Below are 21,290 nucleotides of genomic sequence, written 5' to 3' on the forward strand. Positions count from 1 at the left end.
TTGATTACCAAACTATCCAATGATATAATGGAAATAATTACAAGGAAATGGAGGTTTTCCGAGTGCGGCTACGATTCCATTATTTGAACCGTTAATTAAATAACGTTCAAGATTCTGCCGGCTGTGCAGAGTAAATGGGATTGGTCTGCCCTTTTAAGGAAACCTTTATTTTACGGAATGTGAAAAACGGGGGCTTCTCACTTTAAGAAGCGGGTTTGTTTTTGTTAGATACCGAAACTTACCTGCTCCTCTTCAGCTGCCCTCTTTTTTGCTGTCTAAAAAAATAAATGATGTATAGAAAATTGGCATTTCATCTTTTGGCAAATCGCAAAGGTGAAGGCTGTTTTTATCCTAATTTTTAGCACCAGGGACGTAGGTCCTTTAATGGGGTATTTTTGTGGTATTACTATCCATTTATTTTTGCACAGGCGGATTGTCTGTGTTTTTTATATTAAAAAAATGGAGGAATAAACCATGAGAGAAAAACTAAAAGCACTTACCGTCGGTGTTAATCTTATTAATCAAGCGGATTTCCAAGAGGCCATGAGGGAATTGGCAAATCTCGCTGCTGCCTGTGATATTGAAGTGGTTGGTGAAGTAACTCAAAATTTGAGCAGGATTAATAAAGCCTATTATTTCGGCACGGGGAAAATCGAAGAAATAAACCTGCTTCTTAAGGAAATGAATGTAGATGTCATTATTTTTAATGATGAATTATCGGCACCGCAAATCCGGAATCTGGAGGAGATATTTGCACACCGCGTTATGGACCGGACACAGCTGATTCTAGATATTTTTGCTTCCAGGGCAAAAACAAGAGAGGCACAGCTTCAAGTTGAAGTGGCGCACTTGAAGTACATGCTGCCGCGAATCATTGGTCAGCGGGAATCTTTAGGACGCCAAGGCGGTGGAGTTGGGCTCAAGAATAGAGGGGCCGGTGAAACTAAATTAGAACTAGATCGACGAAAGATTGAGGAGAAGATTACCGCTTTGAATAAGGAGTTAGAAGCACTTGTTGGACAACGGGATATCCAGCGTAGACAGCGACGGAAAAGCGGTTTGCCGCTTGTATCCTTGGTTGGATACACCAATGCCGGAAAATCAACGATTATGAACAGTTTGCTGTCCCGGGCTCATCAATCGATGAACAAACAGGTTTTTGAAAAAGATATGTTATTTGCTACCCTGGATACTGCTGTTCGGAAAATAAAACTGCCAGGACACCAGCCATTTTTACTGTCAGATACGGTAGGGTTCGTGGATAAGCTGCCTCACCACCTAGTGAAGGCGTTTCGTTCGACATTAGAGGAGGCTGCTGCAGCGGATTTACTTATTCATGTGGTCGATGTGGCGAGTCCGCATTACGAGAAGCAGATTAAAGTGACTAAGCAAACATTAAAGGAGATTGGAATTGACCATATACCTGTCATCTATGCATTTAATAAAGCAGATTTGACGAATTTTGAGTTTCCCGCGATTGGTAATGAAGGTGTATACCTTTCCGCTAAGCAAGGAACAGGGCTTTATGAGTTAATCGAGCAAATTAGCCGGCGTATTATTCATAATCAAATCCGATGCGAAATGCTCATCCCATTCAATCATGGCAGCTTGGTCTCTTATCTTAACGATAATGCTAACGTACTCTCGGCCAGTTACGAAAACAACGGCACCAAACTAACAATCGAATGCAGTGCAAACGACTATGAAAAATATCAGCAATACATCATTTAAGAAAGCGGTGTCAGGCACCATGTGAATTTTTCACATGGTGCCTGACACCAGTTTTTTGTTCTTTTAAGGAAAAGTTAAGGAACAACTATAATAATAGTCTTATTCCAAAGAAATGTAGATGAAAAGGAGTAGGACTGATGAAAAAATGGATTTTAATTACAATAAGTGTGTTGGTTGTTGGGTTTGTGGGCTTTCAGTGGTATTCATCAAAAAAGAGCGCTCAGCCCGTAGCAGCTCAAGTGAGGACAGCTGTTGTTCAACAAGGAAAATTGGATGTCAAGATTAGCGGGTCTGGAACGGTACAGCCTGTGACGAGTGAGGATATTAAGTCGACAATAGATACCAATGAAATTGATGAAGTGTTAGTTGAAACAGGTGAGAAGGTCAAAAGGATTTTGTTATGAATGAAGTAGAAATGAAAATGGCTTCATTATTTCCAAACAAAAGTGATTCATATAGTGCAACGAACCAGCAGGATTTAATGAATACAATGAGTTCCGTCAGTGATACGAATTAACTTCGAAACAATATGAACTGCTGGAATATCTAATTCAAAATAAAGGAGCAATTTTAACTAAAGAGCAAATTTATGATCGTGTTTGGGGCTTTAATTCTGATACGACCATTGCGATAGTTGAAGTGTTTATGCACCATCTCCGAAAAAAATTAGAACCATTTGGTTATCATACTGATATTATTACGATTCGTGGCGTTGGTTATATGCTAAACGAAGAATAGGAGCTAATATGTTTCGCCAGACACATATAAGACTGACCTTATTAAACTCCTTGGTTTTTATTGTTCTAATCAGCATTCTTGGAAGCATTATTTACTTTTATACAAAAGGTCAGCTCTATCAGGATGTTGACCACTCACTGCTTGAATCAGTTGAATCTTTCCAAAATAAATGGCAGCCAAAAGATGGGACTATTGGCGATGACCAGGGGCCAAGGCAGATCCGGAGAGATCCGAGAATTATGACATTATTCTGGAATGAAGACCAGCAGCTTTTAGTAGAACAGAACCGTGATTTTGAATTATTTAAGGACCATGAAAAACTCATTCAACCTAAGAGTCTGAACACACTAAAGGATGTTAAAGTGGGGGACTTTTCCTTTCGGTATATCGCGTTTAAAATTGATGTTCCCAAAGTGGGAGAAATAACTATCCAATTTATTCGCAACATTAATTCAGAAAAAGAACTTTTGGACAGGCTTTTGCTAATCATTCTATTAGGTTGTGGTGTTGGAGTGATTTGTGCTGTTGTCTCCGGTTACTTCTTAGCCGGGAGAGCTTTGGTACCGATTACAAAAGCTTGGCAGAAGCAACAGGAATTTGTTTCCGATGCCTCACACGAGTTAAGAACACCATTAGCCGTTATTCAAGCAAAAACAGATTTACTATTTCGAGCGCCATCAGCGACGATACAAGAAAGAATCCTCGATGTTTCGACGATCTCCAATGAATCGAGACGTTTGTCAAAGCTGGTGATAAATTTACTAACGCTTGCTAGGTCTGACTCTAATCAAATTGAAATGAAAAAGTCAGAATTTCAACTTGATGAGCTTTTAAAAGAAATTCTACTGCAATATGAAGAAATTGCGATTTATCAAGAAAAGCTGCTACAGCTTGAAGCAGAACCAGTTACTTTTTTTGCGGATAAAGAGAGAATTCACCAGCTGATCGTTATTTTATTGGATAACGCAATGAAGTATACAAAAGAAGGCGGTGAAATCCTCGTTTCGTGTAATCAAAGTCATTCCTCGATTTTCCTTGTGGTGAAGGATAATGGGATTGGTATTCCGGAAAAGGATATTCCAAAAATCTTTGACCGCTTTTATCAAAGTGATAAGGCACGGACTGCTGCTGAAGGGACGGGACTTGGTTTGTCCATTGCTAAATGGATTATTGATAAGCATTTTGGTAAAACGAAAGTCCAAAGTACCCTAGGAGTGGGGACTACAATTGAAATAGCTTTTCCAAAGGCCCAAAAAAGTTAAAGCTTGGGCTTTTTTTATTAAGAAAATCTTAAGGTTCGTCCTTCATAATAGGTGTATCAATTTGTATCAGGAGATTTGAAGGGAGATAAATGTGATGAAAAAAATGAGACGAGTACATTTATGGATAGGCTTAATTGCTTCGGTCTTCATTTTTATTGAGGCACTTAGCGGTTTAATTTTAAATGAGCCGTGGTTAATCGGCCAATCAAGTCCTCAATTTGGTCAAGGGTATTTTCAGCGGGGCCAATTTTCTCAAGGGCAATTCTTTCAAGGTCAGCAGGGAAATGGGGATTTTAGTCAAAGCAATGGGCAAGCAGAAGGACAATCTTCGGGTAAAGGGCAATCACAGCAAACAAATTTGGAATAGGCACACCCATTAAAATAAGTTTTCCGAGAGCCCCAGAATCGTAATTTGGGCTCTTTTTGTATTTGGTTGGATGGGTAATTCCAAAAGAAGGAATCCCGGTTGTATGGAAAGAATATCTTTATTATAGGAACGAAAAATTGCAGATAAAGGAAGTGAAGCTGTTGTCGCTTTTTAATTTCCCATTTAATAAAGTGTTGGTCTATACAGCCTTAAATAATGATGATTATTTTAAAGTAGCCTATGCATTTCAAAAAGAGGGTTTATATTACAAAGTAAAAATGAAATCACGCGATAATTCCCCTTCACCTCAGAACTTCAGTGTAAGCAACGATAGAGCCCCTGTCATTTACGATTTCTATGTAAAAAAGGAAGATCAGCATAAAGCGGAACTGATGATATCAACGGTTCGGTGATAAACTTTTTGTGGAGATCGTTTTTTTGGTTTGAAATTTCAAAAAAGTGTACAATCAAGGGAAAGAATCTGTCCCTGTGACAACAGAGGCTTTTGATAGGAGGAGTATATAATTTTGAAATTCGCCTTTGATCACCTCGTCTTTTTTTCAAATAAGCCGGAGGACGCCCTTCTTCCGTTAAAAAATAAAGGAATTCATGCTGTGAACGGCGGGCGTCATGAAAATTGGGGGACGTATAACTCCCTTGCATACTTTGGCTTAAGTTATATTGAATTTCTTGGCGTAGAAGTCCTGGGCATTGCCGAGCAGCAGGATGATAACAGGCTGGTTGCGGAAATCGTAGAGAAGTTGGTCGGCAAAAAACAGGAAGGTCCAGCTAAAATTGCGATTCGGACAAACAATTTGGAGGAGCTTGCCGCAAAGTTCAAAGAGGCGGGCTTTACAGTTTACGGTCCGCTGCCGGGCGAAAGGGTCCGAGCTGATGGACAAGTCATTAGATGGTCGCTACTGTTCCCAGAAAGTAAAACCAGCGAACTATCATTGCCGTTCTTTATCCAGTGGGAAAAATCGGATGAAGAAAGATTGGCAGAGTTTGAGGAACAAGGTTTAGTTGGGACGCATACAGCGGGTAATCCAACATTCACAAATGCAGCCTTCGTGGTACGAGATCTAGAGAAGACCCTCCAAGAGTGGGGGAGACTAGTGGATCTGCCGGTGTCAGTGGAGTTTACCGATTTAGCTTTAAATGCACTGTGCAAAACTCTAAAACTAGCTGGAACAGAGCTCTTATTCTGTACACCAATTGGCGAAGGCATTGCCCAAAAAGTGTTACAAGAAAAAGGAGAAACCCCATTCATGGTCACGTTAAACGGAACGAAGCAAGAGCAGATGTATGAGATGCAGGACGCCTACTGGAGATTCGAAGACTAAAGATAAATTGGTAGGTGTCAGGCACCATGTGAAAAATTCACATGGTGCCTGACACCCAAACAACGAAACATCAAAGAAAGGAATGTTATTCAGTGAAAGAGAATTTTGAAGGTCAGATTTTGGATTGGTTTGATCATTTTCATGCTAATCCTGAGGTGAGCTGGAAAGAGTTTAAGACGACGGAGACGATTGCCGGTATTTTGGATGAGCTTGGCGTTACATATAGAAGATTTGATGATGTTACCGGGCTGTTTGCGGAAATTGGTGAGGGAGAAGAAGTGATTGCTGTTCGGGCCGATATCGATGCATTATGGCAGGAGGTGGACGGTGTCTGGCAAGGAAATCACTCCTGCGGCCACGATGCTAATATTTCCATGGTCCTTGGGGCGCTTATGTATCTCAAGGATAAACCGCTTCACAAAAAAATCCGCTTTATTTTCCAACCGGCCGAAGAAAAGGGGAATGGCTCCATTGCCATGATTGAGCGAGGCGCCCTTGATAACGTTTCACATCTGTTTGGTGTTCACCTGCGCCCGGCAGAGGAACTGCCGTTAGGAAAAGTGACACCTTCCATTCATCACGGAGCCGGGGTCTTCCTGGAAGGAAAAATTATCGGTACAGACGCCCATGGCGCAAGACCTCATCAAGGGAAAAACGCCATAGACGTTGTGGCAGCAATCCACCAGTTTATAAAATCGATTTATTTTTCACCATTTGAATCCTATTCTGCAAAATTGACAAAAATTGTCGCTGGCGGTGGGAGTGTAAACATTATTCCGGGGACGGCAGAGTTTGCCATTGATGTTCGAGCGCAGAAAAATGATGTCTTAAATCAGCTGCAGTCCAAAATAGATGAAGGACTTGGCGGAATAGGCGCACTTTATGGCATCGAAATTCAATGGAATTGGTATGATTTTGTACCAGGGGCAGAGGTTTCAACTGATGCTGAGGCAATTGCAAGAGAAGCCATCCGATCAGTAGCGGGTGATGAAGTCCTGGCTCCGCCGGTTATTACCTCCGGTGCCGATGATTTCCACTTCTATACAATTAGAAAACCAGAACTGAAAGCTACGATGGTTGGTGTTGGTGCGGACCTTAAGCCAGGGCTGCATCATCCGAAAATGACGTTTGACCGTTCCGCACTCGACCTCGGAGCACGTATTCTAGCGGAAACATTACAAAGAGCATAATAGAAAACGATGCAGCAGCAGCTGCATCGTTTTCTATTTATTTTTCGGAAAAATCCAAAAACAAATTGACGGAATATTAAGGGTTGTTTTACTATTGTATTAACGTCTATTTAACGACAACGGAATGCAGGCAGGACAGTCAGGTTTTAATAAAATATATGAGAATGTGGGGGAAACTTTATGAAGAAGGAAATACCTTTTGGGCTGGCGACCATTCCGCTTGCTGCGATGATTGTAGTCATGGCGATTGCAGTTGTTTACCTGGAACAAGGACCGCATATGCCGCTTATTTTTGGAACGACCGTTGCAGCCATTGTGGCTTGGCGCGTTGGATTCCAATGGGATGAAATTGAAAAAATGATGTATAAGGGGATTCGACTCGCCCTTCCTGCAGTTGTCATCATCATGCTCGTTGGCTTAACGATCGGCGCGTGGCTTGGCGGCGGTATTGTGGCAACGATGATTTTTTACGGTTTAAAAATCATTACCCCCTCACTTTTTCTCGTTTCTATCTGCGCAATTTGCGCCGTTGTTTCGTTAGCAATTGGCAGCTCCTGGTCAACAATGGGAACTATCGGTGTTGCTGGCATGGGGATTGGACTTAGCATGGGGATTCCGGCACCAATGATTGCTGGCGCGATTATTTCCGGTTCATATTTCGGTGATAAAATGTCACCGCTTTCTGATACAACCAACCTTGCCTCTGGTTTAACAGGCACCGATTTATTTGTCCATATCCGCCACATGCTGTACACCACAATCCCAGGATTGATCATTGCGTTTGTGGCCTACGGCATTATGGGACTCAAGTATGGAGCTTCCGGCATGGATGCGGCAAGTATTAACCAAACAATGGAGATTCTACAGAAAAACTTTGTCATTTCGCCATTTCTATTAATTGTTCCGGTGCTGGTTATTGTTTTAGTAGCGAAAAAGGTACCGGCCATTCCTGCCTTAATCATCGGCATTATCTTAGGTTTTATTTCGCAAATATTTGTACAAGGCGGTTCGGTTTCATCCGCACTATCTGCTCTACAAAGCGGTTATGTGATTGATACGGGGAACAAAATGGTGGACAATCTGTTTACCGGCGGCGGTTTGGATTCGATGATGTACACGGTTTCGATGACCATCGTAGCGATGACGTTTGGAGGGATTCTTGAAAATACCGGAATGCTGGATGCGATTGTGAAACAAATTTTAAAATTAGCAAAGACGGCAAAAGGGGTTGTCGCTTCAACAGTTGTTTCTTGCTTTGCGACCAACGCCACTTGTTCGGAGCAGTACATTTCTATCGTTATTCCATCTCGCATGTACGCTAAGGCTTATCGGGAAAAAGGACTTCATTCGAAAAATTTATCCCGGGCGCTTGAGGATGGGGGAACGTTGACGTCTGTATTTGTTCCGTGGAATACGTGCGGCGTGTTTATTTTAGGCACACTTGGCGTTCATGCATTCGAATACGCTCCATATGCTATTTTGAATTTTGTCGTACCGATTATTTCAATTTTTTACGCCATGACAGGAATCACGATTACGAAACTCTCGGATGCGGAAATGCTTCAGGCTGGAAAAGAAGAAGAGGAAACGGCAGCAGTGTAGTGCGAAAGTGCTTAACGCAAGTAAAAGTGAGTTATCTGCAAGAAATGACTCATTATCCACAAGAAAGGGGGAGTTATACGCAAGTAATTGGTTGAAACGCAAGTAAAAGTGGGTTATCCGCAAGAAACGGTGCGTTATCCACAAATAAATGGGGGTTATCCGCAAGTAACCGGCTGAAAAGCAAGTAAAATAGCCTTATCCACAAGTAATAAGTGCTCATCTGCAAGAAATGAGCACCTATCCACAAGTACACGCGGCATGCTTAACGATATACCGGCATATTTAATTCATAAATCGCCCTCGGACGGCCTTGTTGGTAAGTCATTTCTTCACCGACAACTTTAACATAGCTGTGGTCGGCTAATTTTTTCAAGATCCGCTCGGTAGATCGCCTTGTAACCTTTAAATAGTCAGCAAGGTCTGCGGCGGTAAAATGGACGTCCTTACGAGATTTGCTGAACTCAATCATCTTAGAAAGATTGCCAGGGCTTAATCTTGTTTGTTTCGCAATCTGAACAATTTCGGGATGATCATTTTTCAATTGATGCTGCCTATTTTCATGAGGGAAAGGCCCGAGCAATTGCTTTTCCTCAGTAAGGATGTACCAACATTTACTATCAGCATCTTTTTCGGAAAACTTTAATGCGGCTTTAGCATTTTGTTCAGCGTCGATAAAGGTTGCACCATAACCGATGCCCATTTTAATGGGTTCATCCCAATTGTTCATAAAGTCATAGAATTGATTTTGGCCGATTAAGGCCTCAATTTCGCCCCTTGTACTATAGAAAACAAATAATCCATCCTCCAGCCGTTGAATAGGGGCTGGAAGCTCATGAATGAGAGCGTTTGGCTGTTCGTCTAAAACAGCGGCATTAATATAACCGACCGCTACTTGAGCGGATTTTCGCTTAAACAATTCCGCTTCCGCCCTGGCTATTTCAAGGCAGCGCCGCAGTGAAAATTTTGGATCAGTCAGTCTCATGGCGGGAATTCCAAGTGATTCTAAGCGATGATAAACCGCGTGTACGCTGGTTAAGGCCAAATCAATTTTTCCTTGGTCCCATAGTTTTTTGTGAAAGGTTACAATTTTTCCTAAATCAAAATGGCTTTCCAGCATGTTTTGATAGTCTAGTACATGCATTTTAGAGACATCTGATTCGAATTCGGTTAATACATTATAAACCACCGATGAGTCAATCATATCGATAGAAATTCGTTCTAGTGTAATGTGTTTCGTGTATAATATAGAAAGAAATGAGGATGCGACGGCCATTTCATCTGTTGCCAGATATATACAAGGGATTGGCAAACTTTCAAGTTGTTTTTTAGAAAAATAGTATGCCAAGGCACCGGCGAACAAAACGACGTCGCATGGTTTTATTTGTGTAACTAAATCCGCGGCTTCCTGCGGTTCTTGGTAAATATATGGATCGATTTCGATATCAAGCAAGTTGGCTGCGACAGGTTGAATCCTTGTGAGCGACTCGCCTGAACCGATGAAAGCAATCTTAGTACTCATTTCAGAGCCTCCATGTTTAATTTAACGTCTATTTAACGACAACTATATCAAATATAGGAAAACTTGTAAATTTTGAAAGGAAGATCATAATGAAAATTACCGAAATTAAAATTTATGCCATCCGCTTGCCACTCTTTGAGCCATTTGTCATTAGCTACCATACGTATCCTGATATGCCGTCGGTGATTGTCAAAATGGTGACCGATGAAGGTATCGTCGGCTACGGTGAAGCGGTACCGGATGAACATATAACAGGCGAGACGTGGGAAGGGGTATTCCATATTCTGAAAAATTCAATTGGCCCAGTTTTAATAGGGAAAAACCCAATGGAGATTGAAAAAATTCATGAACTAATGGACAAGACGATTTATTCTGCTCCTGCCGCAAAGGCAGCGATTGATATTGCCTGCTTTGACATCATTGGAAAAAAACTGCAGCAGCCTGTCTACCAGTTGATTGGCGGTCGCTATCATGATGAATTCCCGATTACTCATGTATTAAGCATTGCACCACCAGAAAAAATGGCGGCAGAAGCTGCGCAGATGGTGGAGAAAGGATATCGTTCTTTTAAAATGAAGGTCGGGACAAACGTCAAGGTTGATATCGAATGTATTAAAGCCGTACGCGCCCAAGTTGGACCTGATATTGCCATCCGTGTCGACGTTAATCAAGGCTGGAAAACGAGTGCAGCGACATTAACCGCGGTGAAACAATTGGAAGACTATCAAATTGATTGGATCGAACAGCCGGTTACTGGCGATGATATTGATGCAATGGTGGAAGTAAAATCGAAAACTACGATTCCGCTGATGATTGACGAAGGCTTAAAAGGAACGCGGGAAATGAGGGAAATCATCCAAAAACGTGCAGCTGATAAAGTAAATATTAAATTGATGAAATGCGGCGGCATTTACCCAGCGGTGAAATTAGCCCATCAGGCGGAGCTTGCGGCAATGGAATGTCAGGTTGGTTCAATGGTTGAATCATCAATCGGATCGGCAGCTGGCTTCCATGTTGCTTTTTCTAAAAAAGTGATTACAAGCGTTGAATTAACGGGTCCGTTGAAGTTTTCAAAGGATATCGGCAACCTGGCATACGATGTGCCATTTATCCGACTTTCGGAGACGCCGGGTCTGGGTGTTGAAGTTAATGAGGAAATTCTTAAAGAGTTAACTGTATTTCAGGACGTTGTTAGGTAGAGGGGGAAAGATAGTGAGTGCAATTTATAAAGGCACACTTGCAAACAGCGGGGATGTGCCGTATACAGTACAGAAATTATCAATATTGGATTTGCCGGAGATATTAAGTATCCAAAAGCGGGTAGTGGCAAGCATGGAAAAACAAGGAGTCCTCCAGCCGCTTTCGGAACAGGAGTATCAGTATATTCTCCAAGGAAACGGCATGATGATTGGAGCGTTTGTCGAAGAAGAATTGATCGCTTTCCGGGCCTTGCTCATTCCGAAGCTTGATGACCCGGAACATTTAGGGTTTGATATCGGGTTAACCAGGGCAGAGCTTCCGTCGGTGATTTATCAGGAGATTTCCAATGTACTGCCAAAATATCGCGGAAATGGGTTGCAAAAAAAGCTGGCGCAGCTGATTATGGAGGAATTCGGGAAAGAAAGGCACGAGTTCCGCTATGTATGTACTACCGTTGCTCCGTTTAATATTCCTAGCTTAAAAGATAAATTTGCCCAAGGAATGCGGATTGCGGCATTGAAGGAAAAATACGGCGGGCAATTGCGCTATACCTTTGTCAAAGAGCGACAAGAAGCAAAGCGCCAAGTTTGGAAGGAATCCATTCTTATCGACATGGGCGATATTGCCGCTCAGCAGGAAAAACTTAACGAAGGCTGGCGCGGAATCCAAATGCTCCGCCAAAACGATGACTCCATTGTTGTGGAGTACTGCAAATGAAAGGTGCCTGACACTCATTTTTTGGTGTCAGGCATCTTTTATTATTCTACCAAAAATTTTTGTGAAGGTTTTGAATAACATAAACTACCAACATGAGTGAAAATGCGCATTGAAAACGGTTGCAAGAAAAATTAAAATAATAAAAATTGACTGAAAAGTATAATTATATTATTATTCTAATATTATAAAATTCAAATAATGAAAATACATCACAAGAAAGCGAAGTGAATCATATGTCACAAATGCTGGCATTAGTCATTCTAGTATCTATTTTATTCATCGGCGACATTGTCGCTGTTCGTACAAAAGCGTGGGTCCCGTCCATTTTTGTATGTGCCGTTTTATTCTTGGTCGGCTATTGGACCTTTTTTCCGAAAGATATCGTTTCGGTCGCAGGTGTTCCGCCAGTTGTGGCTACGATGATGATGTACCTGTTAATTACTAATATGGGTACGTTGTTATCATTAAAGGAATTGAAAAACCAGTGGAAAACAATTGTCATTGCCTTGTCTGGGATTTTGGGAATTATTATCATGCTATTAACAGTTGGAAGCTTGATGTTCGGCTTTAAGACAGTAGTTGTTGCCATCCCGCCATTAGTAGGAGGCGTAGTCTCTGCCTTGATTATGTCGGAAGGAGCAAAAGAAGCCGGTCTAATCTCGCTATCCGTATTTGCCATTGTCATCTACGTTATGCAGGGGTTTGCAGGATATCCTCTTACATCTATCGTATTAAAGAAAGAGGGGAAAAGACTTCTTACACAATACCGCAGCGGGAAGCTTGAAATCACAGAGCAGGAAATCGCTGCATCGGAAACTGCAGCGGCTTCAGTTTCTGGAAAAATGGAGCTAAAGCTGTTTAAAAACCTGCCGGAAAAATATAACACTGATTTCTTTAAATTTTTAAGATTAGCAGTGACAGCCTATCTTGCTTACTTAGTTTCAACCCTAGCAGCACCTTACGTTTCCATCAGTCCGTTTGTTCTCTGCTTATTGTTCGGAGTAATAGCATCAAGCATCGGATTCCTGGAAAAACAAGTTTTACAAAAAGCAAATGGTTTCGGGTTCGCTCTACTGGCATTAATGCTGTTTATCTTTGATGGATTAAAGCAGGCGACACCTGGAATGATGCTGCAAATCATTTACCCGCTGATTGGCACCATTGTGTTAGGGGTAATCGGGATGTATATCTTCTCATTTATTGCCGGTAAGGTTTTAAAAGTGAGCAAAGAGATGGCATTTGCTGTTTCATTAACGGCACTTTACGGATTTCCAGCTGATTATATTATTACTAATGAAGTCGTAAAATCATTAACGGATGATGAAAAGGAAAGAGAGGTACTGTTAAGCCGCATGCTGCCGCCAATGCTTGTGGGCGGATTCGTAACGGTTACGATTGTATCAGTTATCTTAGCAGGCATCTTTGTTGGATTCTTGAAATAATAGGAGGGGGAAACTTTGAACGATTCGCAGAAACGTATCGAAGAGCATATTGAGGCGTTAAGCCAATTTACAGCAACACCGGGTCAGGGCACAACAAGGCTGACTTACAGCAAGGAAGATTTACAGGCGCGGCAGTATATAAAGGAAAAAATGAAAGAATACGGCCTTCAGGTTCGGGAAGATGGTCTTGGCAATATTTTTGGCAGGCTTGAAGGGACATTAGAGGATGCCCCAAGCGTGTTAATCGGTTCCCACTTCGACTCCGTGCCAAACGGCGGTTCCTATGATGGTCCTGCTGGTGTGGTGGCAGGATTGGAAGTGGCTGCACTGTTTGCAAAAAATAACATAAAACCGAAGTATCCGCTGGAAGTGATTGCGTTAATCGAAGAAGAAGGGTCGCGATTTGGCGGCGGTTTAATGGGATCTAGAGGGATTGTCGGTGTATTAAGCGAGGAAGATTTTCAAAACTTAACCGACCAAGACGGCGTTTCAACAGTAGAAGCCATGGCCGGAATTGGGCTGGATTCGTCGCTTCCGAAAAAAAGAGACCCAAAAACGATGAAAGCCTATTTAGAGCTGCACATTGAACAGGGACCTATCCTCGAGGAAAAGGGAATCCCGATTGGTATGGTAGAAGCAATTGTAGGGCTCACTCAATTGGAGATAACCGTGGAAGGTAAGGCAGGGCATGCCGGTACCACCCCAATGGACCGCCGCGCCGACGCGTTAGTGGCTGCCGCTAAGATGATTGCCCAGCTGCCAGAGATTGCTTTGAGTGAAGGCGAGGGCTCCGTGGTGACAACCGGGCGTCTTCATGTTTTTCCAAACGGGGCGAATGTTATTCCAAGTAAAACCGTCTTTACCGTAGATATTCGTTCCGGAAAAGAAGAACACATTTTGAACATGATATCCCAAGTGCAGCAATTAGTAGATTCGTATAATGCGTTTGGAATCAAAACTTCTGTCCAGCAGCAATTATATATGGCGCCCAAAGCAATGAACCCAGAGATTATTTCTCTTTTAAAAGAAAAATGCGGGGAATTAGATATTCCATATTGTTCAATCAATAGCGGCGCAGGCCATGATGCAATGGTGTTTTCAGATGTAACGGAAGTGGCGATGCTGTTTATTCCAAGTAAAGCCGGTCTGAGCCATTGTCCGGAAGAATGGTCCGATTCGCAGGATATCGCAAATGCCGTCCATATTTTATATGAAGCCGCGAAGACATTAACGGAGGCGGAATAGAAATGATCAATGAAAAAATAAAAGCAGCGATTCAAAAATATAGTGATGAATTAACGGAGCTGCGTCGAAGGTTTCATCGCGAGCCGGAATTATCGTGGGAGGAATTTAAGACCACCGCGTTTGTCTGCGAGTATCTTGAAAGCCTAGGAATATCCTTTCGAAAAACTGAACCAACCGGTGTGATTGCGACAATTGAAGGCGGAAAGCCAGGAAAAACAGTTGCCTTAAGGGCCGACATGGATGCATTAACAGTGGAAGAATTGAACAGAGACCTGCCATATACATCACAAGTGGAAGGGAAAATGCATGCCTGCGGCCACGATGCTCATACGGCAATGCTTTTGATTGCAGCTAAAGCGTTAAGTGAAATAAAAGATGAGCTGCCAGGAAATGTTCGTTTAGTGTTCCAGCCTGCTGAAGAAGTGGCAGCAGGGGCAAATGAAATGGTAAAGCAAGGCGCAATGGAAGGTGTCGATAATGTTTTCGGCATCCACATTTGGTCGCAAATGCCGACTGGCAAAGTTTCCTGCTCGCCAGGGCCTTCATTTGCTTCAGCGGATCTTTTTACTGTTAAATTTACGGGAAGAGGCGGCCACGGCGCGATGCCGCATGATTGTATTGACACGGCAATTGTTGCCTCATCTTTCGTAGTGAATGTACAGTCGGTCGTCTCCAGAACGATTGACCCGCAGCAGCCGGCTGTTCTCACCATTGGTAAAATGGTTGTTGGTACACGTTTCAACGTTATTGCGGAAAATGCGGTGATTGAAGGTACCATCCGTTGTTTCGATACAAAAACAAGGGATCATATTGAAGAACTGCTTAAGCATTATGCCGACCAAGTGGCAGCGATTTATGGGGCAGCGGCGGAGGTGGATTACATCCGCGGTACTCAGGCGGTGATCAATGATGAATACAGCGCAAAGCTTGTCCAAACGACAGCTGCTGCAGCCTTCGAAGATGATGTGTTGTATGTCGAAAAACCAACCATGGGCGGAGAGGACTTCAGCTTCTATTTAGACCATGCACCAGGCAGCTTCGCCCTCGTCGGCAGCGGTAACCCCGACAAAGACACCGAATGGGCCCATCACCATGGCAAATTCAACATCGACGAAGATGCCCTGGCAGTCGGCGCCGAACTATACGCACAATATGCTTGGGCGTACTTGAATGAATAGTAAATTCTAGTTTTCAATATTTTGTTTTTAAAAAGGTACGAAATCTAACATGGTTTCGTACCTTTTTTATTCAACCCTCATTTATAGCTCTTTAATCACAGGTCTATATATCTATTTATTTGTCTTTGAAAATCATTTTCTTGCTGCAATCTCAGTATTTTCCATTATTGATGAGTATTTATATCTATCTAAAGTACTAATTTTTGTATATCTATCTATCCATGGTACTAATAGTATTGTAAACTAATAGTAGAAAAATGTAGAAAAAAGTCGAAAATCATCTGATGAACATGGCGATTGTTCGACATTCGTTGAAAATTAAGTCTGCCAAGGAATGGAGTTTATCTAAATGTTTAAGGAACAAACGAGGTACTCTCGACTTGCCAACATAACGAAAATAATCAATACAAAGCGGGATTTACGTGAAGTATTAGAACAAGTAACCATTGCAATATCAGAAGAGATTGTCCGATGTGATTCTGTAGGGATTTATTTGCCTCAGGAGAATGGGACATTTAGAGGATATGTCGGAAAACCAGAGGTCATCAATGGCTGGACGCTGGACATGCATGTGATTGATACAGAAATAGACCTTTTGGCAAAAGAAGTAATTGAAACCAAGAGAACCATTTATATTCCAGACACCTCAAAGGATAGCAGGCCTGATCCTCGTGCCGTTGAAGGATTTCAAATTAAATCATTACTCGTACTGCCTATTTCATTTGAAGAAGAGCTGTTTGGACTTGTCTTTTTATTCGATTATGGTATTCCGATGAACCTAACAGAGGATGAAATACAAACCGTTGAGGCTTATGTTAATATGGCCGCTGTTGCGATACAGAATTCAAGAAATTTAACGTATAAAGAAAATCTGATTGCAGAAAAACAGCTGCTGCTGGATGTAACCCGCGATTTATCCATGTGTTCTACCATGCAGGAAAGTCTGGATACTTGTTTTTCCTACCTTGGGAAGGTTCTAGATAATTATAATACTGGAGTTCACTTGCTGGATCCATTAGCGGAAAGAAGAATTAAACCGGCTAAGTTAAGTAAGGATAGCGACTGGACCGAAGAAGAGTGGATGAACACACATCAAAAAATAGCCATAGACCAAAGCAATGATGCTGTTATGCAAGAGGTTATAGAAACTAAAAAACCGATTCTTATTCAAGATGTTTTTGCAGATGACAGACCTAATCACGATGTTTGCCGGAATTTTGGAATTACCGGGCTGTTCATGCTCCCGTTAATTTCCATGGGAGAGGCTTTAGGGCAAATATCTGTCGTAAACCTTGATGACACAGAGTTCTTTTATTCGGAGGCCCAAATACAACTGGCACAATCGATTGTGGACGCTACGGCTTCCACCCTATCAAACCTATTGTTTATGGAAAAACAAGAACTGATCATCGAGGAAAGAACTTCAGAAATAAAGGTGAAAAATAAGGAACTTGAAAGAGTTGTAGCCGAATTACAAAGTTTAAGCCGAGAGAAGGAATTAATTCTTAATTCTGCAGGGGAAGGAATATTTGGATTAGATCTTAATAAGAATATTACTTTTTGTAATCCGGCAGGTGCTGCGATGCTGGGCTATGAAACAAAAGCTGAGTTAATTGGAAAGCCATCCTGTTTGATTTTTAGAGGAAACGAAACAAACAGCAGCAATTGCAAGGATCCGGAGTTTTTCAGAAAGAACGGTTCCAGCTTTCCGGTTGAATATGTTATTTCTTCCATAAAGGAAGGACAGCAGATTGTCGGGGAAGTTGTGACCTTCAAAGATATTACCGAAAGAAAACAAATGGAAGAAGAAATTAGGTATCATGCCTATTTTGATAGTTTGACAGATTTACCGAACAGGGTTCTGTTAAAAGATCGGTTAAACCAAGGGTTGACACAAGCGAAAATAAATGGTGAACAATTGGCGGTTCTATACTTGGATTTGGATCGGTTTAAGTTTGTCAATGATACATTGGGGCATAGTTATGGTGATTTGCTGTTGACACAGGTTGCTAAGCGGTTAAGCGCGTGTGTTCCGGAAAGTGCAACCGTATCACGTCAAGGCGGAGATGAATTTACCATTTATTTACCGAATGTTAAAAATGAAAATGAAGTTTTGAAAGTTGTGAATCGTGTTATAGGTTCTTTTTCAAAACCGTTTCACTTAAGTGATCAGGAAATGTATATAAAAACAAGTATCGGAATAAGTCTATTTCCTGATAACGGTGATAGCGGAGAGATTTTAATAAAAAATGCCGATACAGCCATGTACAAGTCAAAGGAAATATCGGGGAATAGCTATCATTTCTTCAGCGAAGGAATGGATACAAGAACCTTTGAAACAATCAAGCTTGAAAATGCCTTATATAAAGCGCTGGAACGGGAAGAGCTCGTGATCTACTATCAGCCTCTCATTAACTATAAAACAGGCGAGATTGAGAGAGTTGAAGCGTTGCTGAGATGGAATCATCCCGAGGAAGGTCTCATATTTCCAGATAAATTTATCCCGCTTGCTGAAGAGACAGGGTTAATTGTTCCGATCGGCGAATGGGTCCTAAGAGAGGCTTGCAGACAGTTAAAGCAATGGCATGACCAAGGATATCCGCTAATCAGCATGTCTGTAAATTTATCTGCCCGCCAATTTGAACAAAATAATTTATTTTCGATGGTAAAAAGAATTTTAAAGGAAACAGAACTATCACCTGAATTTTTACATCTAGAACTCACTGAAAATTTAATTGTCAAAAATACACCATTGGTCCTAAAAACGATGAGAAAACTTAAAGGTTTAGGAATCAATATCGCGATTGATGATTTCGGGACAGGATATTCTTCATTGGGTTATTTGAAGAATATGCCAATATCGACATTGAAAATTGATAAGTCCTTTATTCGGCATATGTCGAAGAATGATGCTGCAATCACTAATACGATTATTACACTTGCACAAAACCTTAACTTGAATGTGATTGCAGAAGGTGTAGAAACAATGGAACAAGCAGAATTTTTAGCAGCCCGACAATGTTATTTGATGCAAGGTTATTATTTCAGCCGCCCAATAACAGCGGATGAAATTGTAAATAAATATTTTAATTAACATTAAAGTGAGGGATTGTCATGAAGGCAGCAAGAATTGTTTTAGAGTACTTAAAAGGGAATGGAGTAAATCATATATTTGGGATTCCAGCCGGTTCTGTTAACGCCTTTTTTGATGAAATGAATGAGATGCCGGAAATTACTCCGATTGTCACGAAGCATGAAGGAGCCGCTACTTATATGGCTGCTGCATATGCCAAATACACCAATAACCTAAGTGTTTGTATCGGCTCAAGCGGCCCTGGCGGAACGAACCTTGTGACGGGGGCAGCCAATGCGATGCGCGAGCATTTACCCATTTTATTTATTACGGGTGCTGTTCCTGTTTCAACAATAGGACTAAATGCATCGCAGGAATTAGATGCTCAGCCTATTTTTCAGCCGGTTACTAAATATAGCGTTACTGTGATGGAGTCCAAGAATGTCCTTGAGGAAGTTGTAAAAGCTTTAGAAATAGCTGTTTCCGGGGTACCGGGTCCTGTTCACATTGCTTTTCCTATTGATGTACAGCATGAACAAGTTGAGGCTGCGGTTATCCCAGCAGCTGCTAAAAGAATTCCGATAATTCCAGACCTGAATGTCATTAAAGAGACAGCAAAGGAACTTGTAAAAAGAGAATATGGGTATATTTTTGCAGGCCAGGGAATCAGGGGTTCTGTGGAGCAATTACAAGAGCTGGCGGAAATGCTGAATTGGCCAATTATTACCACCCCTCAGGCAAAGGGATATATTCCCGAGGATTATCCTCTATTTGCCGGTGTGTTCGGATTTGCCGGGCACGAATCTGCTTCTCAATTAATCAATGAAGGCGATGGAAAAGTATTATTGGTCGTAGGTTCAAGCTTAGGGGAAACGGCCACAAATAATTATAATGTAAACCTTGCGAAGGATCGATTTACGGTACAAATGGATTTTGACCAAACGGTGTTTAACCGTAAGTACCAAGTGGACATTCCGATTCTTGGTGATATCAATTTAAGTTTACTCTTTTTGATTGAAGAGTTAAGAGCACTTGGTCTAAATAGAAATACGGTGATGCCGGTTTATGAAGTGAATCGTGATACAGCGGGAGATTCACAGGAATATAATACGAAAAATGTACTTTCTAATATTCAAAAGTACTTGCCCGCTTCTACAAGATATACCATTGATATTGGTGAATTTATGTCCTACGTAATTCAATATATGAAGGTTTTAGATGCGGATTCTTATAATATCAATGTCCATTTCGGGGCCATGGGAAGCGGAATTGGCTCTGCCATTGGCTCGAAATTGGCTGAACCCGAACGTCCGGTGGTTTGTATAACAGGTGACGGCTGCTTTTTCATGCATGGGATGGAGATTTTAACAGCTAAGGAATATAATTTGCCAATCCTGTTTATTGTGATGAACAATGCCCGCTTGGGAATGGTATATCATGGACATGCTTTGCAGTTTAATCGGACACATCCTTCGTTTGAACAAGAGGGAATCAATATTAGCGCAATGGCTGCTGCGATGAACATACCAAGCTTTAGGGTAACGGAGCTGGAGGATATCAATCAAGAGATGATCCATAACTTAATGAATGTAAAAGGGCCGGCTGTTCTTGAAGTGGAGTTAGTTGATAATAATGTACCGCCAATGGGCGACAGGGTGAAGTTTTTATCTTCATTTGGGAAGTAGGATAGGGGAGAACCCTTATCCTGCTTTTTTTTAGAAGGAGTAAACCAATCAGATTGGTAGCCGAATGTCTTTATTTATAATTGCCGATATGAATCATGAATAACCTTAAGGATGGCTCCCATCGTTTGGCCTTTAAAGGAATCAGGGACTGGCTCCCCGGTTGGGGTTATGAAATAGTAACTTCCAGGTTTTCCTCCGCGTCTGTAGCCAATTTTCGATAATGCCTGCTGTAAGTCTGATGGAAGCTCTTCTAATCCCGTTTGTTCTGTAAAATATTTTGTTGGATAGACGCTCACATCTATATCTCCAGCTCCGGTGTCAACGATGAATAAATCATTGTCGTGGTAAACGACCCATTGTCCTTTTGAAAATAAAGAAATTCTTGCGCCTTCTAAAGAGGAAATCGCGTCTAAGTTGATTCCCAGCACTTGGTTAATCATTTGGCGGATTCCTGGTCCGTCTGGCCGTTGGTCCCGCCGATTAAGGTATGTATCAATGATTTGTCTAATTAATGGTTCGTTTGATTCTGGAGCTAGGGTTTGTTCCACCAACTCTTTAGAAAGAATAGGCATTACATCTAGGTCAAAATCAAATATAGCTTTTACGAAATCGCAAATCTCGCTTCTGCTTACGTTTCCTTCAAAAGAATCAATAAAAAGATCCATCAATTGTGCTTTACGCATCGCTTTCATTTGAGCATCCAGCTCTGCCCTAGAGGTCCCCGCTAATTCACTATTACGCTCCAAAACCCCCCTAACCCGAGCAACAATCTCAGCAGTCAATAAATCCAAACTAGCCCTCGCCATAACATAAATCTCCCATCACTAAAAATAGAACGGCCTTAACCGTATATTTGTATTTTAAAGGAAATTGGTGTCAGGCACCACTTGTGGACATTTGTACTTCTGGGGTGGACAGTGCATTTAAAAAAGAAAATTTCAGGAAATTATTGTTGTAACAATTTAATCAATAGTGTAAAATTACACTAAAATGGTTGA

At 41.6% G+C, this 21,290-nt stretch carries 17 protein-coding genes and 1 pseudogene; 16 read left to right on the plus strand and 2 right to left on the minus strand.

What is annotated here, in order from left to right; genetic code table 11:
* The first annotated feature begins 474 nt into the window (after positions 1-474).
* The 9 genes and pseudogenes from hflX to nhaC all read left to right on the plus strand — a co-directional run bounded on the left by hflX (position 475) and on the right by nhaC (position 8,233).
* Complete coding sequence (gene hflX / locus A6749_RS16015) at positions 475-1,731, plus strand: GTPase HflX (RefSeq protein ID WP_066391506.1); 1,257 nt, start codon at positions 475-477, stop codon at positions 1,729-1,731.
* Positions 1,732-1,868: 137 nt separating this feature from the next.
* Entirely contained in the window at positions 1,869-2,135 is a 267-nt protein-coding gene (locus A6749_RS16020; protein ID WP_066391507.1) for an efflux RND transporter periplasmic adaptor subunit, read from the plus strand.
* A gap of 106 nt (positions 2,136-2,241) precedes the next feature.
* Positions 2,242-2,469 (plus strand): annotated as a pseudogene (locus A6749_RS27730) (winged helix-turn-helix domain-containing protein); the annotation flags it as partial.
* A gap of 8 nt (positions 2,470-2,477) precedes the next feature.
* A complete protein-coding gene (locus A6749_RS16025) occupies positions 2,478-3,731 on the plus strand; it encodes a sensor histidine kinase (protein WP_066391509.1) in 1,254 nt (417 codons plus the stop codon).
* Positions 3,732-3,825: 94 nt separating this feature from the next.
* Entirely contained in the window at positions 3,826-4,098 is a 273-nt protein-coding gene (locus A6749_RS29410; RefSeq protein ID WP_066391513.1) for a PepSY domain-containing protein, read from the plus strand.
* Between the two features lie 62 nt (positions 4,099-4,160).
* Positions 4,161-4,511, plus strand: a complete 351-nt coding sequence (locus A6749_RS16035; protein ID WP_084797870.1) for a hypothetical protein — start codon at positions 4,161-4,163, stop codon at positions 4,509-4,511.
* Positions 4,512-4,625: 114 nt separating this feature from the next.
* Positions 4,626-5,441 carry a VOC family protein gene (locus tag A6749_RS16040; RefSeq protein WP_066391524.1) on the plus strand — a complete coding sequence of 272 codons (816 nt, stop codon included), beginning with the start codon at positions 4,626-4,628 and terminating at the stop codon, positions 5,439-5,441.
* A 92-nt stretch (positions 5,442-5,533) separates the two neighbouring features.
* The gene (locus A6749_RS16045; protein WP_066391537.1) at positions 5,534-6,631 is read left to right on the plus strand and encodes an amidohydrolase; all 1,098 of its coding nucleotides are present in this window, start codon (positions 5,534-5,536) and stop codon (positions 6,629-6,631) included.
* 180 nt (positions 6,632-6,811) lie between these two features.
* On the plus strand, positions 6,812-8,233 hold the full coding sequence (nhaC, locus tag A6749_RS16050) for a Na+/H+ antiporter NhaC (protein ID WP_066391543.1): 1,422 nt from the start codon (positions 6,812-6,814) through the stop codon (positions 8,231-8,233).
* Between the two features lie 262 nt (positions 8,234-8,495).
* On the opposite strand, the gene A6749_RS16055 is transcribed toward nhaC, so the two are convergent.
* Entirely contained in the window at positions 8,496-9,752 is a 1,257-nt protein-coding gene (locus A6749_RS16055; RefSeq protein WP_066391546.1) for a helix-turn-helix domain-containing protein, read from the minus strand.
* An 89-nt stretch (positions 9,753-9,841) separates the two neighbouring features.
* Here A6749_RS16055 and A6749_RS16060 point away from each other — a divergent pair, with 89 nt between their 5' ends.
* The 7 genes from A6749_RS16060 to A6749_RS16090 all read left to right on the plus strand — a co-directional run bounded on the left by A6749_RS16060 (position 9,842) and on the right by A6749_RS16090 (position 20,292).
* The gene (locus tag A6749_RS16060) at positions 9,842-10,951 is read left to right on the plus strand and encodes a mandelate racemase/muconate lactonizing enzyme family protein (protein ID WP_066391549.1); all 1,110 of its coding nucleotides are present in this window, start codon (positions 9,842-9,844) and stop codon (positions 10,949-10,951) included.
* A gap of 13 nt (positions 10,952-10,964) precedes the next feature.
* Entirely contained in the window at positions 10,965-11,669 is a 705-nt protein-coding gene (locus A6749_RS16065) for a benzoate transporter (protein ID WP_066391552.1), read from the plus strand.
* 233 nt (positions 11,670-11,902) lie between these two features.
* Complete coding sequence (locus A6749_RS16070) at positions 11,903-13,111, plus strand: hypothetical protein (RefSeq protein WP_066391557.1); 1,209 nt, start codon at positions 11,903-11,905, stop codon at positions 13,109-13,111.
* Between the two features lie 15 nt (positions 13,112-13,126).
* Positions 13,127-14,356: a Zn-dependent hydrolase gene (locus tag A6749_RS16075; RefSeq protein ID WP_066391574.1), complete on the plus strand. Its 1,230-nt coding sequence runs from the start codon at positions 13,127-13,129 to the stop codon at positions 14,354-14,356.
* 2 nt (positions 14,357-14,358) lie between these two features.
* Positions 14,359-15,534: an amidohydrolase gene (locus tag A6749_RS16080; RefSeq protein WP_066391577.1), complete on the plus strand. Its 1,176-nt coding sequence runs from the start codon at positions 14,359-14,361 to the stop codon at positions 15,532-15,534.
* 349 nt (positions 15,535-15,883) lie between these two features.
* Positions 15,884-18,628 (plus strand): bifunctional diguanylate cyclase/phosphodiesterase, encoded by a 2,745-nt coding sequence (locus A6749_RS16085; RefSeq protein ID WP_066391579.1) that lies wholly within the window; start codon positions 15,884-15,886, stop codon positions 18,626-18,628.
* Positions 18,629-18,648: 20 nt separating this feature from the next.
* Positions 18,649-20,292 (plus strand): thiamine pyrophosphate-binding protein, encoded by a 1,644-nt coding sequence (locus tag A6749_RS16090; protein WP_066391581.1) that lies wholly within the window; start codon positions 18,649-18,651, stop codon positions 20,290-20,292.
* 74 nt (positions 20,293-20,366) lie between these two features.
* Here the strand turns inward: A6749_RS16090 and A6749_RS16095 are convergent, their stop codons facing one another.
* The gene (locus A6749_RS16095; RefSeq protein WP_236719679.1) at positions 20,367-21,098 is read right to left on the minus strand and encodes a hypothetical protein; all 732 of its coding nucleotides are present in this window, start codon (positions 21,096-21,098) and stop codon (positions 20,367-20,369) included.
* Positions 21,099-21,290 lie beyond the last annotated feature (192 nt).

It is taken from the genome of Neobacillus mesonae (assembly GCF_001636315.1).
Lineage (GTDB): Bacteria > Bacillota > Bacilli > Bacillales > Cytobacillaceae > Neobacillus > Neobacillus mesonae.

Bases quoted from the DNA above. Each gene is read 5' to 3' on its own strand.
- hflX (WP_066391506.1), top strand. From the start codon at position 475: ATGAGAGAAAAACTAAAAGCACTTACCGTCGGTGTTAATCTTATTAAT.
- A6749_RS16020 (WP_066391507.1), top strand. From the start codon at position 1,869: ATGAAAAAATGGATTTTAATTACAATAAGTGTGTTGGTTGTTGGGTTT.
- A6749_RS16025 (WP_066391509.1), top strand. From the start codon at position 2,478: ATGTTTCGCCAGACACATATAAGACTGACCTTATTAAACTCCTTGGTT.
- A6749_RS29410 (WP_066391513.1), top strand. From the start codon at position 3,826: ATGAAAAAAATGAGACGAGTACATTTATGGATAGGCTTAATTGCTTCG.
- nhaC (WP_066391543.1), top strand. From the start codon at position 6,812: ATGAAGAAGGAAATACCTTTTGGGCTGGCGACCATTCCGCTTGCTGCG.
- A6749_RS16055 (WP_066391546.1), bottom strand. From the start codon at position 9,752: ATGAGTACTAAGATTGCTTTCATCGGTTCAGGCGAGTCGCTCACAAGG.
- A6749_RS16060 (WP_066391549.1), top strand. From the start codon at position 9,842: ATGAAAATTACCGAAATTAAAATTTATGCCATCCGCTTGCCACTCTTT.
- A6749_RS16070 (WP_066391557.1), top strand. From the start codon at position 11,903: ATGTCACAAATGCTGGCATTAGTCATTCTAGTATCTATTTTATTCATC.
- A6749_RS16080 (WP_066391577.1), top strand. From the start codon at position 14,359: ATGATCAATGAAAAAATAAAAGCAGCGATTCAAAAATATAGTGATGAA.
- A6749_RS16085 (WP_066391579.1), top strand. From the start codon at position 15,884: ATGTTTAAGGAACAAACGAGGTACTCTCGACTTGCCAACATAACGAAA.
- A6749_RS16090 (WP_066391581.1), top strand. From the start codon at position 18,649: ATGAAGGCAGCAAGAATTGTTTTAGAGTACTTAAAAGGGAATGGAGTA.
- A6749_RS16095 (WP_236719679.1), bottom strand. From the start codon at position 21,098: ATGGCGAGGGCTAGTTTGGATTTATTGACTGCTGAGATTGTTGCTCGG.